The sequence below is a fragment of the Jiangella sp. DSM 45060 genome (assembly GCF_900105175.1).
In the GTDB taxonomy this organism is placed as follows: domain Bacteria; phylum Actinomycetota; class Actinomycetes; order Jiangellales; family Jiangellaceae; genus Jiangella.
Genome location: NZ_LT629771.1, coordinates 5,818,228 through 5,833,203, shown reverse-complemented (window position 1 = coordinate 5,833,203; position 14,976 = coordinate 5,818,228). Strand labels below are relative to the sequence as shown.

Annotated in this window: 12 protein-coding genes; 6 read left to right on the top strand and 6 right to left on the bottom strand. The window is 75.7% G+C overall.

What is annotated here, in order from left to right:
* Positions 1-33 precede the first annotated feature (33 nt).
* Positions 34-1,257: a S8/S53 family peptidase gene (locus tag BLU82_RS26070; RefSeq protein WP_197682477.1), complete on the bottom strand. Its 1,224-nt coding sequence runs from the start codon at positions 1,255-1,257 to the stop codon at positions 34-36.
* 53 nt (positions 1,258-1,310) lie between these two features.
* On the opposite strand from BLU82_RS26070, the gene BLU82_RS26065 reads away from it, so the two are divergent.
* The 3 genes from BLU82_RS26065 to BLU82_RS26055 are packed head-to-tail and all read left to right on the top strand — an operon-like array spanning position 1,311 to position 5,004.
* The gene (locus BLU82_RS26065; RefSeq protein ID WP_157741269.1) at positions 1,311-3,917 is read left to right on the top strand and encodes a CHAT domain-containing protein; all 2,607 of its coding nucleotides are present in this window, start codon (positions 1,311-1,313) and stop codon (positions 3,915-3,917) included.
* A 56-nt stretch (positions 3,918-3,973) separates the two neighbouring features.
* Positions 3,974-4,591: an HAD family hydrolase gene (locus BLU82_RS26060; RefSeq protein WP_157741268.1), complete on the top strand. Its 618-nt coding sequence runs from the start codon at positions 3,974-3,976 to the stop codon at positions 4,589-4,591.
* A gap of 38 nt (positions 4,592-4,629) precedes the next feature.
* Positions 4,630-5,004 carry a hypothetical protein gene (locus BLU82_RS26055; protein WP_092626303.1) on the top strand — a complete coding sequence of 125 codons (375 nt, stop codon included), beginning with the start codon at positions 4,630-4,632 and terminating at the stop codon, positions 5,002-5,004.
* 2 nt (positions 5,005-5,006) lie between these two features.
* On the opposite strand, the gene BLU82_RS26050 is transcribed toward BLU82_RS26055, so the two are convergent.
* Both BLU82_RS26050 and BLU82_RS26045 read right to left on the bottom strand, forming a co-directional pair.
* Complete coding sequence (locus tag BLU82_RS26050) at positions 5,007-5,378, bottom strand: DUF3037 domain-containing protein (RefSeq protein ID WP_092626299.1); 372 nt, start codon at positions 5,376-5,378, stop codon at positions 5,007-5,009.
* On the bottom strand, positions 5,378-6,157 hold the full coding sequence (locus BLU82_RS26045) for a HipA family kinase (RefSeq protein ID WP_197682476.1): 780 nt from the start codon (positions 6,155-6,157) through the stop codon (positions 5,378-5,380). The genes BLU82_RS26050 and BLU82_RS26045 overlap by 1 nt, the downstream gene beginning before the upstream one ends.
* A 125-nt stretch (positions 6,158-6,282) precedes the next feature.
* On the opposite strand from BLU82_RS26045, the gene BLU82_RS36470 reads away from it, so the two are divergent.
* A complete protein-coding gene (locus BLU82_RS36470; RefSeq protein ID WP_069108811.1) occupies positions 6,283-6,666 on the top strand; it encodes a cold-shock protein in 384 nt (127 codons plus the stop codon).
* Here the strand turns inward: BLU82_RS36470 and BLU82_RS26035 are convergent, their stop codons facing one another.
* Positions 6,667-8,304, bottom strand: coding sequence for an MFS transporter (locus tag BLU82_RS26035; RefSeq protein ID WP_092623870.1), 1,638 nt, complete (start codon positions 8,302-8,304; stop codon positions 6,667-6,669). It abuts the gene before it with no gap.
* A 98-nt stretch (positions 8,305-8,402) separates the two neighbouring features.
* Here BLU82_RS26035 and BLU82_RS26030 point away from each other — a divergent pair, with 98 nt between their 5' ends.
* Together BLU82_RS26030 and BLU82_RS26025 are read left to right on the top strand one after the other, a co-directional pair.
* Positions 8,403-9,176, top strand: coding sequence for a DUF3027 domain-containing protein (locus BLU82_RS26030; RefSeq protein WP_197682475.1), 774 nt, complete (start codon positions 8,403-8,405; stop codon positions 9,174-9,176).
* 9 nt (positions 9,177-9,185) lie between these two features.
* The gene (locus BLU82_RS26025; protein WP_092623868.1) at positions 9,186-12,146 is read left to right on the top strand and encodes a sacsin N-terminal ATP-binding-like domain-containing protein; all 2,961 of its coding nucleotides are present in this window, start codon (positions 9,186-9,188) and stop codon (positions 12,144-12,146) included.
* 145 nt (positions 12,147-12,291) lie between these two features.
* On the opposite strand, the gene BLU82_RS26020 is transcribed toward BLU82_RS26025, so the two are convergent.
* Both BLU82_RS26020 and BLU82_RS26015 read right to left on the bottom strand, forming a co-directional pair.
* Positions 12,292-13,701, bottom strand: coding sequence for a hypothetical protein (locus tag BLU82_RS26020; RefSeq protein WP_092623867.1), 1,410 nt, complete (start codon positions 13,699-13,701; stop codon positions 12,292-12,294).
* Complete coding sequence (locus BLU82_RS26015) at positions 13,698-14,960, bottom strand: hypothetical protein (RefSeq protein ID WP_092623866.1); 1,263 nt, start codon at positions 14,958-14,960, stop codon at positions 13,698-13,700. The genes BLU82_RS26020 and BLU82_RS26015 overlap by 4 nt, the downstream gene beginning before the upstream one ends.
* Positions 14,961-14,976: the final 16 nt, after the last annotated feature.

Here is a 14,976-nt window from a genome sequence, read left to right as displayed (position 1 = left end):
CCCGCCACCACGACCGCTCGCGACCCGCGCGACTCAGACGATGAGCCTCGGGCCGGTGTGGTGCAGCGCGCCGATGGCCGCCTCCTGCAGCACGAGGTGCCGCGCGACCGGGGCGGACACCTCGCGCTCGATCATCCGGCGAGCGATCAGCCCCGCCACGACCGGCGCCGCGAACGACGTGCCGGACCAGATGGCGTGCCCGTTGCTGAACCGCGCCGAGGTCTCGTCGATGTAGTCGTACCGGCCGTTCGGGTAGGGGATGACGGTGCTCTCGCCCGGCGTGTAGGCGTCGACCCAGTAGCCGAAGTTGCTCCACGGCGCCCGGTAGTCGCCACCGGTCGTGAGCGCGCCGATGGCCGTCACCCAGCTGTACGCGGCCGGCCAGAACGGGACGTCGGTGCCGTGGTTGCCCGCAGCCGCGACGATGACGGTGTCCGGGTGCTTGCTCACGACGCGTCGGTAGAGCAGGTCGAACGACTTGGGCGTGTTGCCCGGCCGGGCATAGAGGCCCGCCTGGACGCTGACGACGTTGGCGCCGCCCTTGATGACCTTCTCCAGGTCCTCGACGATCGCCAGCTCGTCCACCGCGCCGCCGAGCAGGCAGTCGCGGACCTCGACCTCGACACCCTCGGCGCCGGACACCGCCAGCAGCCGGGCCGTCGTCGCCGTGCCGTGACCCCCGTACGGCCGGATCTCGTCCGTACCCGGCACATAGACGTCGTCGTCGATCTCGTACTTCTTCACCGCCGAGAACCGGCTGAAACCGGAGTCGATCCCGGCCTCGGGGAAGTACCCCGTATCGACGACGGCGACCCTCGGCCGGCCGGGGCCGACCGGTTCGCCCAGCACCGGGATCGGGCCATACGCCGGCACCGGCTCGGTGGCCGGGCACATGGCGACGTGCACCTGCGCGTCGAGGACGTGGTTGGGCGCGACGAGGCGCTCGTCGCCCAGCACCTCAGCGAGCTTGGCGGCGATCTCGGCAGCGTCGGTGTCCGGGACGTGCAGGACGGCGAGGCCGACCGGTCCCTCCGTCACCTCGGGACGGTCCAGGCGCAACTGATCGAACGCCTCGAGAACGGTGTCGAGATCGCGCTCGTCGCAGATCAGCTGACCCTGTCGGTACAGGTATTCGATCGCGGTCTCGTCCCGGTTCCATCGTGCGGCGAGCTCGAATCCCCGGTCCTTCGTGCGTCGCGCGCTGTTGTCGCGGAGTCTCTCGAACTCCTGGTGAAGTCGTTCGCGGTCTGGTTGCATCGGATTCCCCCAGCCATGATTCGGGCAAACGACTACATGTCTAGCATCAGGGCGTGACCTCGGGAAGCACGTCGGCAGCGGTGACTCCGGAAGAATTGCCCGCGCTGGCGATGTCGCGCCCCGAAGAGGCTCGGGTGCTGGCCGAGGCCGTCGTGGAGCGGCGGGCCCCGGCCCTCGACCGCACCTACGCGCTGCAGGCGCTCGCGATCGTCCAGCGGGAGCGAGGTGAGCACGCGCGTGCCATCCGCACCGCGCGCCGGGGGATCCGGCTCAGCCGGGAGCACGGGATGGTCGATCGAGTCTCCGACCTGGAGGCGAGCCTCGGCACGATCCTGGCGCTGACCGGCCGTGCCCGCGAAGCGACGGCGGCCTTCGACAGCGCGCTCGTGGCCGCTAGCCCGCTGGAACGCGCGCGGATCCTGGTGCGCCGGGCGGCGGCCTCGTACGTCCTCCGGGATCTCGGGCAGGCCCAGCAGGATGGGTGGGTGGCGGCGGAGAGCCTGCGCCGGCTCGGTGACTCGGCGTGGGAATCCCGCGCCAGGATCAACCTCGCCGCCGCGTTGCTCGGACTCGGCCGGTTCACCGATGCCGACGGCGAGCTGGCCCGCGCGCAGGCGCTTGCCGAGGAGGACGGACAGCACTATCTGGCCACCATCGTCGTCCACGATCGGGGCGACTGCGCGCACCGGATGGGGGACCTGCCGCGGGCGCTGCGCCTGCTCTACGACGCGCGCCGCAGGTATGAGGAGCTGGGCGTGGTGCCGCCGGAGGTGGTGCGCGACCTCGCGGTGGTGCAGTTGGCGGCCGGGCTGACCGAGGACGCGGCCGGGACGGCGGACGAGCTGGTGGCGGTGCTGGACGGCGCCAGGGACTCGGCGCTGCGCAGGTCCGACGGGTTCATCGCGGCGGCCATCGTGCACCTCGCGGCGGGCAACGCGAGCCGCGCCGCCGACCTGGCCAGAAGAGCAGCCCGGTCGAGCCGCCGGCAGGGACACGACGACGCGGAGCGGCATGCGCGGGTGGTGGTGTTGCGGGCGCAGGCCGAGGCCGGCGCCGTCACGAAGCGGCACGCCCGGGCGGCGGCCGCGCTGGCGGCGGAGCTGACCGACCGGTACGCCTCCGAACGCCTCGACGCGCTGGTGCTGGCGGGCCGGCTGGCGTCGGCCACGGGGCTGCCGGAGCTGGCGGAGGAGGCGCTGCGGACGGCGGCGGCCGGACGCCGCGGGCGCGGGTCGGCGTTGCGCCGGGCCACTGGCTGGTACGCGCAGGCGCTGCTGGCCGAGTCCGCGGGCGACCGCCGGGCGATGCTGCGTGCCTGCGGCCGCGGCCTGGACGTCCTCGACACGCACGCGCTGTCGCTCGGCGCGACGGAGCTGCGGGCCCGCGCGACGGTGCACGGCAGCGACCTCGCGGCGCTCGCGACGCGGCGGGTGGCGGTCGACGGCACGGCGCGGGAGCTGCTGCGGTGGACCGAGCGCTGGCGCGGCACGCTGCACTCGCTGCCCTGGCCGGCCGCCCGCCACGACGCCGAGCTGGCCGCCGAGCTGGGCCGGCTGCGCGCCGTCGGCAGCCTCATCGGCAGCCACGCCGACGAGGCGGAGCGGCGGCGCATCGAGGAACGCATCCGCCGCCACGTGCACGGCCGGGAGACCGCCGGCCCGCGGACCACCCGCCGCCGGCTCGACGTCGGCGAACTGCTCGACGCGCTCGGCGACCGCACGCTGGTCAGCATCGTCGGGCTGCGCGGCGGCCGGTTCCACGCCGTCGTCGCACGTGAGGGCCGGTTGAAGCACGTGGTCGCGGGCGATTCCGGCGCCGCACTGGATGAGGTCGAGTACGCCAAGTTCGCGCTGCGCGGTGCCGCGGTGGCCGCCGATGCCGTCGCGGGCGTGCTGCTGGCCGCCGCCGAGCCCGGCCTGGCCCGGCTGCAGGAGACGATGCTCGGCCCGGCGGTCCGCGAGCTGGGGGACGGGCCGGTGGTGCTGGTGCCGCCGTCGACGATGCAGTCGGTGCCGTGGGGCGCGCTGCCGGCGCTGCGGGACAGGGACGTGACGGTGGCGCCGTCGGCGACCGCCTGGCTGCGGGCCCGGACGAGCACACCGCCGAAGGACAGGAGCGTCGCGCTGATCGCCGGCGCGGACCTCGCGTCGTCGGGTGCGGAGGTCGGCGTGCTGGCCGGCGTCTACACCGACGCGACCGTGCTGACCGGCGGCGACGCCACCGCCGACGCCGCACTGGCCGCGCTGGACGGGTCGTGGCTGGCGCACATCGGCGCGCACGGCCGCTACCGCGGCGACAACCCGATGTTCTCGTCGCTGGAACTGGCCGACGGCCCGCTGACGGTGTTCGACATCGAGCGGCTGCAGTCGCCGCCGTACCGCCTGCTGCTGACGGCGTGCGAGTCCGGCGTCGGCTCGCCCACCGGCGCCGACGAGCTGCTGGGGCTGACGACGTCGCTGTCGGCGCTGGGCACGGCCGGGCTGCTGGCCACCGTCGTCCCGGTGAGCGACGCCGCGAGCGTCGACCTCAGCCTGGTCGTGCACGGGCGGCTGCGCACCGGCGACGATCTCGGCGCGGCGCTGCTGGCGGCACGCCGGGCGGCGGCGGGCGCCCGCGACCGCGCCACCGCGTGGTCGTTCCTCGCCCTGGGCGGCGCCTGAACCGGAGGTGAGCCGCATCACACAGGCCGGGGTGAATGCCGCGTATGGTGATCACCATGCCCCTCACCATCGGATTCGACCTCGATCTCACCCTCGTCGATTCCGCGGAGGGCATCACCGTCTCGATGACCGAGGCGTTCCGCCGCGTCGGCGTCGTCATCGAGCCGCACGAGTTGCTGCCGATGATCGGCCTGCCGCTCGACACCACGCTGCGCGCTTTCGTCCCGGACGACCGCGTCGACGAAGCGCGCGTCATCTATCGCGAGCTCTACCCGACGCTGGGCATCCCGGGCACCAAGCCGCTGCCGGGCGCCGTCGAGGCCGTCGACGCCATCCACGCGCACCACGGCACCGTGCTGGTCGTCAGCGCCAAGATCGAGTCCGCGGTCCGCGCCGTCCTCGCGCACGTCGGCCTGCCGGTCGACGACGTCGTCGGCGAGCGGTACGCCGAGTCCAAGGGCGTCGCGCTGCGCGAACGCGGCGCGGACGTCTACGTGGGCGACCACCCCGGTGACATGGTCGGGGCCCGCACGGCCGGCGCCTACGCCATCGGCGTGACGACCGGCGGGCACGACGCGCTCGCGCTGCGCGAGGCCGGCGCCGACGTCGTCTTCGCCGACCTCCTCGACTTCCCGTACTGGCTCGACGACCACGTCGCCGTCGGCCAGGCGTGACGGTCGCCCTGCGCGCGCGGCACGTACACTGCGGGCGCATGAGGCCCATGATCGTCCGTCACGCCAGGCCGTTGGCCGTCGCCGCGCTCGTCGTGGGCGCACTGCTGCTGGCCGTCGCACTCCTCAGCCCGCAGCCGACCGGCATGTTCGCCGGAGCCGTCCTGGCCGTGCTGGGCATCCTCCAGCTGGTCAATCCGATGCTCAGGATCGACGCCGGCGAGGTGCGGGTGTGCAACCCGCTGGGCATGACGATGAAGCGGTTCGCGGTGTCGTCGCCGGCCGATCTGACGATCGACGGCAAGGTGCTGCGGCACGTGCCGAGCGGCAAGAAGGTCGTGGCCGTCGGGTTCGCCGCCGACAAGTCGGACGTCGCCGCGCTCCGTGCCCAGCTGCAGCCCCAGCCGAACGCCTGACCTCAGAGCACCAGGCGACGCAGCAGGCGGTCCAGCTCCGCCGCGGGGTCGTCGGTGAGCCCGGCGTGCACCGGGCCCGGCTGGACGATTGTGCTGCGCGGCGCCGTCAACCAGCGGAACCGCTCGCCGATCGCCGTGGCGCCGACCGGGCCCGCGGCCGCCGGATCGGTGCAGGTGGCCGCGTACGCCTCGACCGCAGTGGTGATGGCCGCGATGTCGGCGTCGGGGTCCAGGGCCCGCAGCCGGTCCGCGTCGACGTGGGTGGCGGCGGCGAGATAGCCGGCCTTCTGGCTGTAGACGATGACGCCGGCGTTGACAAACTCGGCCCGCTCGACGCGGGGGACCACCCGCACGACGGCGTACTCGAACGCGATCACGCGCCACCCGCCGGCAGCCAGTCCGACGAGGCCGCGGCGCGGGCCGCGAGGTGGTCGGCGTAGACGGCGCGGACGGCGTCGGGCCCGGCGCCGTCCAGCCCGGGGACCTCGGGCAGCCAGTCGTCCGGGACCAGCGCCAGGATCTCCGCCAGCAGCGACGGCGTCACCCGCGGCGCCAGCTCGGCGTCGACGGCCGGCAGCCGGTCGGCGGCGAACGCCAGCACGTGGTCGTCGATCGGGTAGGGACGGACGGCGAACGCCTGCGCCCCGGGCCAGGTGTGCTGGAACAGCAGCGCCGCGCCGTGGTCGATCGCCCACAGCTGCCCGTGCCACGTCAGCAGGTTCGGGTTGCGCCAGCTCCGGTCGACGTTGACGGTGAGCGCGTCGAGCCACAGCACCTTCGCCGCGTCGTCGGCGTCCGCCTGCTTGCCGTGCCCGTCGTAGCCGAGCGAGCGGGGCAGGAAGTCCATGCCGAGGTTCACGCCGACGCTGGCCAGCAGCAACTCCTGGATCTCCGGGTCGGGTTCGCGCCGCGCGATGGCGTCGTCGAGGTCGACGAGCACGAGGTCGGGCACCCGGATGCCCAGCCGGCGGGCCAGCTCGCCCACGACGATCTCCGCGACCAGCGTCTTCGGGCCCTGCCCGGCGCCGCGGAACTTGACGACGTAGGTGCCGAGGTCGTCGCCCTCGACCAGGCCGGGCAGCGACCCGCCCTCGCGCAGCGGTTCGACGTAGCGGACCGCGCGCACGACGGGCAGCCCCGTGTGCACCGTCACCGCGGGAAACCCTCCATGGGCGATGACGGTACGCGATCGGATTTGATCGCCCCCTGGAGAGGCCCGCGGGGCTCCGTCGGCCTTAGGCTTGAGGGGTCTGGTCCCCCGACACGAAGAGGTCAGCCGTGCCAACGGGCAAGGTCAAGTTTTTCGACACCGAGAAGGGCTTCGGCTTCCTCTCCAAGGACGACGGCGGCGACGTCTTCGTGCACTCGTCCGCGCTGCCCGCGGGCGTGTCCGCGCTGAAGCCGGGCCAGCGGGTGGAGTTCGGTGTGGCCGAGGGCCGCCGGGGCGAGCAGGCGCTGTCGGTGCGCGTCCTCGACCCCCTGCCGTCGGTGTCGGCGGCCACCCGCAAGAAGCCCGACGACATGGTCACCATCGTCGAAGACCTCATCAAGCTGCTCGACGGCCTGTCGAACACCTACCGCCGCGGCCGGCACCCCGACCAGCGCACGGCGCGTCAGGTCGCGACCGTGCTGCGTGCGGTGGCCGACGACCTCGAGCTCTAGCTACTCCGACGGCGAGGCCGGCGGCGCGGCCGGCGGTGACGGTGTGTGCGTGGGCGGGCGGACCCGCAGCGCGAACACCAGCCCGCCGGCCAGCACGAGGGTCGCGACCGTCATGCCCAGCCACGGGATCAGCGGCAGCACGATGCCCACGCCGCCGCCGACCACCCAGCCCAGCTGCAGCAGCGTCTCGGACCGCGCGAACGCGTTGGACCGGTTCTTCTCCGGCACGTCGCGCTGCACGATGGCGTCCAGCGACAGCCGGCCCAGCTGCTGGGCGAACCCGGCCGCGAGCCCGACCAGGATGACCGTCAGCAGGTTCCAGAACAGCGCCGTGACCAGCGTGCTGGCCGCGCCGAACGCGACCAGCGCCATGACGGTGCGGTCGGGACTTCGGGCCTGGACGAGCGCGCCGACGGACGAGCCCAGGGTGCTGCCCAGCCAGGCGGCGGCCGCGACGATGCCGAGCAGGACGAGGTCGTCGAGCCCTGCGACCGGCGCCTCGCGCAGCACGAACGCCATGAACATGGTCATGAAGCCGGACAGCCAGCGCAGCGTCGCGTTGGCCCGCAGCGCGCGCACGACCGCGGGCCCGACCCGGAACTTGCGCGGCTTGCCGGCGGCGGTGGCGTCGTGGCCGTCGCCCTCGGTGAGCGAGGCCGGCTCCTCGCCGATCGAGAGATCGACCTTCTTCGGCAGCAGGATCGCCAGCACCGTGGTGCCGACGTAGGCGAAGAACGCGGCCCGCAGCGGCCAGTCGTCGCCGATCTGCGCCAGCCCGATGCCCACCGGCGCGCCGATCAGCGTGCCGAACGTGGCCGCCAGCTGCAGCCGTGAGTTCGCCGCCACCAGCGTCCAGCCCTCGGGCAGCAGCCGGGGCACCGCGGCTGCCCGCGCGACGGCGTACGCCTTCTGCCCGACCAGCACGCCCAGCGCCGCCGGATAGAGCCACACCCCGGTGTCGATGACGGCGTCGGCCGCCACCCAGGCGAGGAACCCGCGGCCGGCGGCGGTGAACCCGATGGCCCAGCGGCGGCCGTGGCTGAAGCGGTCGAGGAACGGGCCGAGCACCGGCGCGACGACCGCGAACGGGGCCATGGTGAGCAGCAGGTACAGCGCGACGTTGCCGCGCGCCTCGGTGGTGGAGACGGAGAAGAACAGCGTGCCGGCCAGCGCGACCGTGACCAGCGCGTCGGCGAAGGCGCTGGCGGCGTTGAGCTCGATCAGCCGGGACAGGCCGGTCTGCCCGGCGCCCTTCGCCTCGGCGGCGCGGTGCAGCCGGTTGGCGCTGAACCGGGCCGCGCGGGAGGTGCCGGAGGCGGCGGACTTCGCCGCCCGGCCGGTGGCGCCGGCGGCGCGGCGCATGCGCTCGCTCGCGCTGGGCGGTTCCGGCGGAGGCGGTGGCAGCGCGCGGGTGTGGTCGTCGTGGCCGGGGCCCGGACGGCCGTTCCCGGCGGCGTGGTCGTCGCCGGACGGCCCGGGCGACCCGGCCGCCCCGTTGCCGGACGGGCCGGAGCCGGGCGGCCCGGAGCCGGGCTGCCCGCCGCGGGCGAACGGCGACTCGTACGAGCCGTCGTCGCCGCGCGCGCCGCGGCCCCCGCCGTCACCCGGCGGGCCGGCCTGCGGATCGGTCTCAGCCACACACCCATCCAACCGCATCGGGGCGGCGAGGCCGGAAGATGTCCCCGGATCGGGCGCGATGTGTCGATCATGGCGCGAGTTTGCGACAATCAGTCCTTGTGACCCCCGCATCGCCGCGAACCCGCTCCGTCAAGGCCGACTCCGTCCTCGTCAAGGCCGTCGAGGACGCCCGGGCCGCCGCCGTCGACGTCGGCAGCGAGGACGCCGTCGGCGCCCATCTCGGCCACGACGCCGAGGGCGAACGGGTCGTCACCCACTACTTCGCCTGCGAGCTGGCCGGCTACGTCGGCTGGCGGTGGGCCGTCACCGTCACCCGGGCGTCGCGGTCCAAGCTGGTCACGGTCAGCGAGTGCGTGCTGCTGCCCGGCGCCGACGCCGTCCTGGCCCCGGCGTGGGTGCCGTGGGACGAGCGGGTCAAGCCCGAGGACCTCGGCCCCGGCGACCTCCTGCCGGTCGCCGACGACGACTACCGCCTCGAGCCCGGCTACGCGCTCGCCGAGGAGCAGGACGTCCTCGACGTCGTGCAGGAGCTGGGCCTCGGCCACGAGTGGGTGCTGTCGCGGGAGGGCCGCGACGACTCCGCGCAGCGCTGGTTCGAGGGCGACACCGGCCCGCACACCGACATCGCGAAGGCGGCGCCCGGACGCTGCGGCAGCTGCGGCTTCTCGGTGCTGCTCGCCGGCACGCTGGGCCACGCGTACGGCGTGTGCACGAACGAGCGCACCCCGTTCGACGGCAAGGTCGTCTCGCACGCCCACGGCTGCGGCGGGCACTCCGACGTCCGGCTGCCCGCGCCGTCCGAGGACGCCGCCGAGCCCGTCGTCGACACCCTGAGCTACGAGCTGGTCCCCATGGAGCTCGACACCCCGTAGCGTCGGGGCGTGGACGTCTTCGACACCGCGGCGCTGCGCTCGCGGGTGCTCTCCGCGTGGTCCGCGTCGCCGGCCCGGTTCCGCGAGGACGCCAACGCCGAGGACGAGCTGGCCCGCGGCGCCTACGGCGACCGCGTGGTCGTCGAGCTGGCGCAGAACGCCGCCGACGCGGGCGCGCGGGCCGGCCGGCCGGTGCGGCTGCTGCTGCGGCTGACCGGGCCGACGCTGGTCGCCGCCAACACCGGCGCGGCGCTCGACGCCGCCGGTGTCGAGGGACTGTCGACGCTGCGCGCGTCCACCAAGCGCGACGGCGGCGCCGTCGGGCGGTTCGGGGTCGGGTTCGCCGCCGTGCTGGCGGTCACCGACGAGCCGCGGGTGCTGACGGGGTCCGGCGGCGGCGTGCGGTGGTCGCGCGCCGCCGCGCTGGAGGCGGCCGGGTCGGTGCCGGCGCTGGCGGCCGAGCTGGCCCGGCGCGGCGAGGCGGTACCGGTGCTGCGGCTGCCGTTCCCGGCGTCCGGCGCGGTGCCCGAGGGCTACGACACCGCGGTCGAGCTGCCGCTGCGCGACGACGACGCGGTCCGGCTGGTGCGCCGGCAGCTCGCTGAGATCGACGACGCGCTGCTGCTGGCGCTGCCGTGGCTGGGTGAGCTGGTGGTGGACGTCGACGGCGACGTGCGCGGGCTGTCGGCCGGCGAGCCGACGACGCTGGCGGACGGGCTGGCCGAGCGGCGCATCGGCGACCGGACGTGGCGGCTGGCCACGCGCACCGGCGTCGCGCCCGACGAGCTGGTGGCGGACCGGCCGTTCGAGGAGCGCACGCGCCCGGGATGGACGGTGACGGTCGCGGTGCCGGTGCGCGACGACGCCGGGGTGCGCGCGCCGGCCCCGCTGCCGTCGTCACTACCGGGTGTGGTGCACGCGCCGACGCCGACCGACGACCGCACCGACCTGCCGGCGCTGGTGATCGCCGGGCTGCCGCTGGACTCCTCCCGCCGCCGCGTGGTCCCGGGTCCGCTGCTGGACCACCTCGCGGAGCAGACGGGTGAGGTGTACGCGCGGCTGGTCGCGTCGTTCGGGCCCGCGGCGCCGGGAGCGGCCGTGCTGGCGCTGGTGCCGGGGCCGCTGGGGCTGGAGGCGATCGACGCCGTGCTGCACCGCGCGATCCGGGCGGCGCTGGCGGCGACGCCGTTCGTGCCCGGCGCCGACGGCGAGCTGCTGCGTCCGGCCGAGGTGACGCTGGTCGACGGGCTGAGCCGCACCGGCGACCCGGCGGCGCTGGGTGGCGTCGTCCGCGGGCTGCCCGCGCGCGACTGGTGGCGTCCGGATCCGCTGGCCGGGCTCGGCGCCACGGTGACGCCGCTGGCCGACGTCGTCGACGACCTGGCCGGTGAGCGGCTGGCGCCGGCCGCGTGGCGGGCGGTGTACGACGCGCTGGACGGGTCGGACCACGAGTCGCTGGGCGCGCTGCCGGTGCCGCTGGCCGACGGACGGCTGGTCCGCGGGCCGCGTGGGCTGCTGGTGCCGGGCGAGGTGCGCCCGGAATTGCTGGCGCCGTTCGACCTGCGCGTGGTCGCGCCCGACGCCGTCCACCCGCTGCTCTACCGGCTCGGCGCCGTCGACGCCACGGCCGCGTCGGTGCTGCGCGACCCGCTGGTCCAGGGCGCCGTCGCCGACCTCGCCGTGAGCGACGACGATCCCGCGCCCGTCGCCGCGGCGGTGCTCGGCCTACTCGCGGAGTCCGGCCTCGACGTCGCCGACGAGCCGTGGCTGGCCGGCCTGCCGCTGGCCGACGCGACCGGCGCCGCGGTGCCGGCGCGGGACCTGCTGCTGCCCGGGTCGCGGCTGCTGGCCGTACTCGACGCCGACCCGGCCGAGTTCACCGTCGCGCCGGACCTGGTCAGCCGGTTCGGCCCGGCGGTGCTGCGGGCCGCCGGCGTGCGCGACGGGTTCGCCGTCGTCCGCGACACCGACGTCACGCTGGAACCGGACACCTGGCACGATCTCGACGACGAGGACGGCTGGGTCGACGACGTCCTCGCCGGCCTTCCGGCCCAGCCGGTACCGCCGCTGACCGGCGAGTTCGCCGCCGTCGCCGACCTCGACCTCGTCCGCGACGACGCCTGGCCGCGGGTGCTGGAGTGGCTGGCCGCAGACGACGACGCCCGGGCCGCCGTCGTGTCACCGGTGCGGTTGACGCTCTACGACGGCGCGCAGCGGGAGGCGCCGTCGTACACCGCGTGGTGGTTGCGGCGGCACGCCCGGATCGGCGGCCGGCCGCTGGGCGGGCTGGCGGTGGCCGGCGCCGACGCCGTGGTGCGGGCGCTGCTGCCGGTGGCCGACGTGCCGGTCGACGACGTGTTCGCGGCCGCCGTCGGGCTGGCCCGCTCGCCCGCCGACCTCGACCCCGACGCCGTCCTCGACCGGCTGGCCGAGGACGACCTCGAGCTGCCGGCGGCGACGCTGGCCCGGGTGTACGCGGCGCTGGTGACGCACGACCCGGCCGGTGTGGAGCCGCCGGACCGCGTCCGCGTCCCGGACGGCGTCGGCACCCGCGTCGTCCCCGCCGCGTCGGTCGTCGTCGGCGACGGCCCGCACTGGCTGCAGCTCGGGCTGCCGGGCCTGCTGCCCGGACCGGCCGCCCTCGCCGACCTCCTCGACGTCGACCTCGCCTCCGAGGCGCACCCCACGCCGGTCAGCGGCGGCGGCCGTCGTCAGCCGGTGCCCGACGTCGCTCTCGCCGTCCTGGGCGACGCGCCGTCGACCTACGTGGAACACGACGACCTGCGGGTCGGCGGGACGTCCGTCTCCTGGTGGCCCCTCGGCTCCGACGTCCACGCCGCGACGCTCGACGGCCTCGCCCGTGGGCTGGCCTGGACGACGGGGCAGTGGGGGCGGCGCTGGGTGCTGGCGGAGGTGTTGGCGGATCCGGGCGCGCTGCCTGCCTTACTCGCTGACGACGCGTTCCGCTAGCTGGGGTCGCGGGGTTCGGGGACGCCGTCTCCGCCCGCCTCGCTCGTTCCTCGCTCGGACGCCCGCAGCCTACCCCTGACGGCGTCCCCGAACCCCGCTCCGCTGTGCCGCGGCTCGCTCTGAGTGCCCCGTCCCGGCTCGCGGGTCAGAAGCGGCGGCCGCCGCCGGAACGGCGGGACGAGCGCCGGCTGGAGCCGCCGCCGAAGCTGCGCCGCCGGCTGCGTCCGCCGGACCCGCCACCCCAGCCGCCCGAGCCGCCGGAGCCGTCGCCGGACGAGCTCATGGCGCTGCTGGCGGCCTTGCTCAGCGACCGGCCGTAGCTCGCCAGGCGGGCGCGGGGCCGCCGCGACTCCCAGCGGCTGCGCAGCCGGCCGCGCGCCACCGAGTGGTCGTTGTGCGGGAAGCGCCAGGTGCCGGCCGTGCCGTTCCAGTAGCCCTCGATGTAGGCGACGAGGTCCTCGCCGCCCTCCCAGTAGCTGCCGCGCCCGGCCTGCCGCGCCTGCGGCGCCTCGCCGGCGTCGAGCCGGACGGCGCACTGGTCGCAGAGCGGCACGTCGCGGCTGACGCCGTGTTCGGGGGTCCACTGCCGCTCCTGCGTGCTGGGGCCGTGCCGGGGGTCGAAGAAGCACGGCGGCGTCGGCTCCGGCACCGGCCGGCCCTGCTGCAGCGCCGTGAGGCAGGCGATGCGGTAGCGCGCGCTGCCCAGCAGCGACGTCACCGCCTGGACGTCGTCGTCGGTGGCGGCCTGGTCGAGGCGGTGCCGGGCCTTCTCGACGGTGTCGAGGATCTCCTTCGTCAGTTTCGCCTGCTCGATGTCGGACGTCGTCGGCAGGTCGGAGACGCGGTCGGACAGCTCGATGACCTCTTCGGTCAGCAGCGGCCGGACGACCTCGAGGTGGCGCTGCTCCTCGGCCTGGCGGCGGCGCCGCGCGCTGAGCGTCGTGCCGCCCCACCAGACGCCGGCGATGCCGGCGGCGCCGCCGGCCCACGGCGCGAGGTCGATGTAGAGCGGGTGGTCGACGTCGGAGGCGCGGTCGATGAAGCGGTCGATCATCGGCCCGTAGTCCGGGGCGCAGCAGTCGACCGCCTGGTCGATGGCGTCCTCGACGTAGTACGTGGGGCCCTCCTCGCTGTGCTGCACGCCCCAGAGGCCGCGGCCGTCGTAGGAGCTGTCGGCCACCGACATGACGAGGTAGACGCCGTCGACGCCGACGCGGTCGTACAGCTGCGACGCCAGCTCCTCGCCCTCGTAGAGCAGCGTCCGGCCGAAGAGGCGCTCCTGGCCCTCGGGGTCGAGCCGCCAGGCCGGGACGACGGCGATGCGCATGCCGACCGGAGCCGCGGCGGCCGCCTCGTCCAGCTCCGCCGCCTCGGCCGATCCGAAAGCGCCGGCGGCGTCGGGGTCGACCCACACGCCCGGCTCGGCCAACTCGACGGCGACCTCGTCGAGGTAGCGGTCGACGTCGTCCTCGCTCGCCGCCGCGGGCAGCGTCGCCGCCCACAGGCCGGCGGCGGTCAGCGCGAGCGCGGCCGTGCCACGCAGCGCGCGCCTCACCGGGCGGTCCCGGCCAGACGGTCGCGGCAGCCGGCGCAGACCGGGACCTCGCGAGAACGGCCGCCGGGCGGGACGTACATCCAGTCGGTCACGGACACTCCATGGCGCTGGTCGAAGAAGCAGTCGGCCCGTCGCGCGGGCAGCGGACGGCCGGCCAGCCGCGCCTGCGCGCACGCCAGGCGCCACCGACCGTACTCGACCGTCGCCCGGACGGCGCGCAGCACGTGGTCGTCAGGCGCGCCGTCGACGGCGGCGCCGGCTGCGGCGTAGGCGTCCATGGCGGCCTGCACGTCGGCGGCGACGGCGGGGTCGGCGACGTGGGTGTCGGCGGCGTCGAGCTCTTCGCCGAACCGGGTGACGTCCTCGCGGGCCAGCTCCTGCCGGTCGTCGAGAGAGTCGGCCTCGTCGTCGAGCACGTCGAAGGACGGCCGGTAGAGCGCCGGGCCCTCGGTGTCGTCGCCGGCGCGGCGGCGGTGCCACCAGAACACCGCGCCGCCCGCCGCGGCCAGCACGACCAGCGCGATGACCAGCGGCAGCACCCAGCCTGCGCCGCCGGACTCCTCGGGCGCGCCGGACACCCCCAGCTCCGTCAGCGCGTCGTCGAGGATCGCGACCTGCTGCGACCGCGTGTGCCGCCCGACCGCGGTCTCGACCGCCTCCCGCACCGGCGCGTCGACCGACACGGCGGCGCCGTACGTGCCCGCCCCGCCGAACACCACGAGGTAGACGCCGTCGGGCCCGCCCGCCGCCGCCATGGCGTCGATGAACGCCGCGGCCCGCTCATCGTCGTCGTCTCCGGGTTGGTCGGAGAGCGCCGTGGCCGGGAGGACGGCGATGTACACGGCCGGCGAGCGGCCGTCGACGCGGTCGGCCAGCCGCTCGGCCTCGGCCGTCGGCACGATGCCCGACTGCGTCTCGTCGACGTACACGGGTGCGGACGCCCACGCCAGCGCCACCTCACCGGGGACATCGCCGGGCGCCGGCTCCTCGGCCTGCGGCGCCACCGCACGCGTCGTCACCGAGAGCCCACTGGTCCTCGCCGCGTCCACGGTCGCCGACAGAACGAGCGTCGCTGCGCCGGGTGCGGCGTTAGCCGCGGCGCCGGCGATCGCCGCCGGGGCGGGCGCCGTGGTCCCGGCCGCGCCGGCCCGGGTCGCCGTTGCCTCCGCCGTGTCGGCCGTGGCGCCGGCGGCTGCCGCCGGGCCGAGCACCGTCGCGGCGACCACCAGCAGTGCGGCCGCCGGGAGAGTCAGCCGCATGCGTTGCTCCTCGCCG

Excerpts from the sequence above, each read along its gene's own strand:
- BLU82_RS26070 (WP_197682477.1), bottom strand. The coding sequence starts at position 1,257 with ATGCAACCAGACCGCGAACGACTTCACCAGGAGTTCGAGAGACTCCGC.
- BLU82_RS26060 (WP_157741268.1), top strand. The coding sequence starts at position 3,974 with ATGCCCCTCACCATCGGATTCGACCTCGATCTCACCCTCGTCGATTCC.
- BLU82_RS26055 (WP_092626303.1), top strand. The coding sequence starts at position 4,630 with ATGAGGCCCATGATCGTCCGTCACGCCAGGCCGTTGGCCGTCGCCGCG.
- BLU82_RS26015 (WP_092623866.1), bottom strand. The coding sequence starts at position 14,960 with ATGCGGCTGACTCTCCCGGCGGCCGCACTGCTGGTGGTCGCCGCGACG.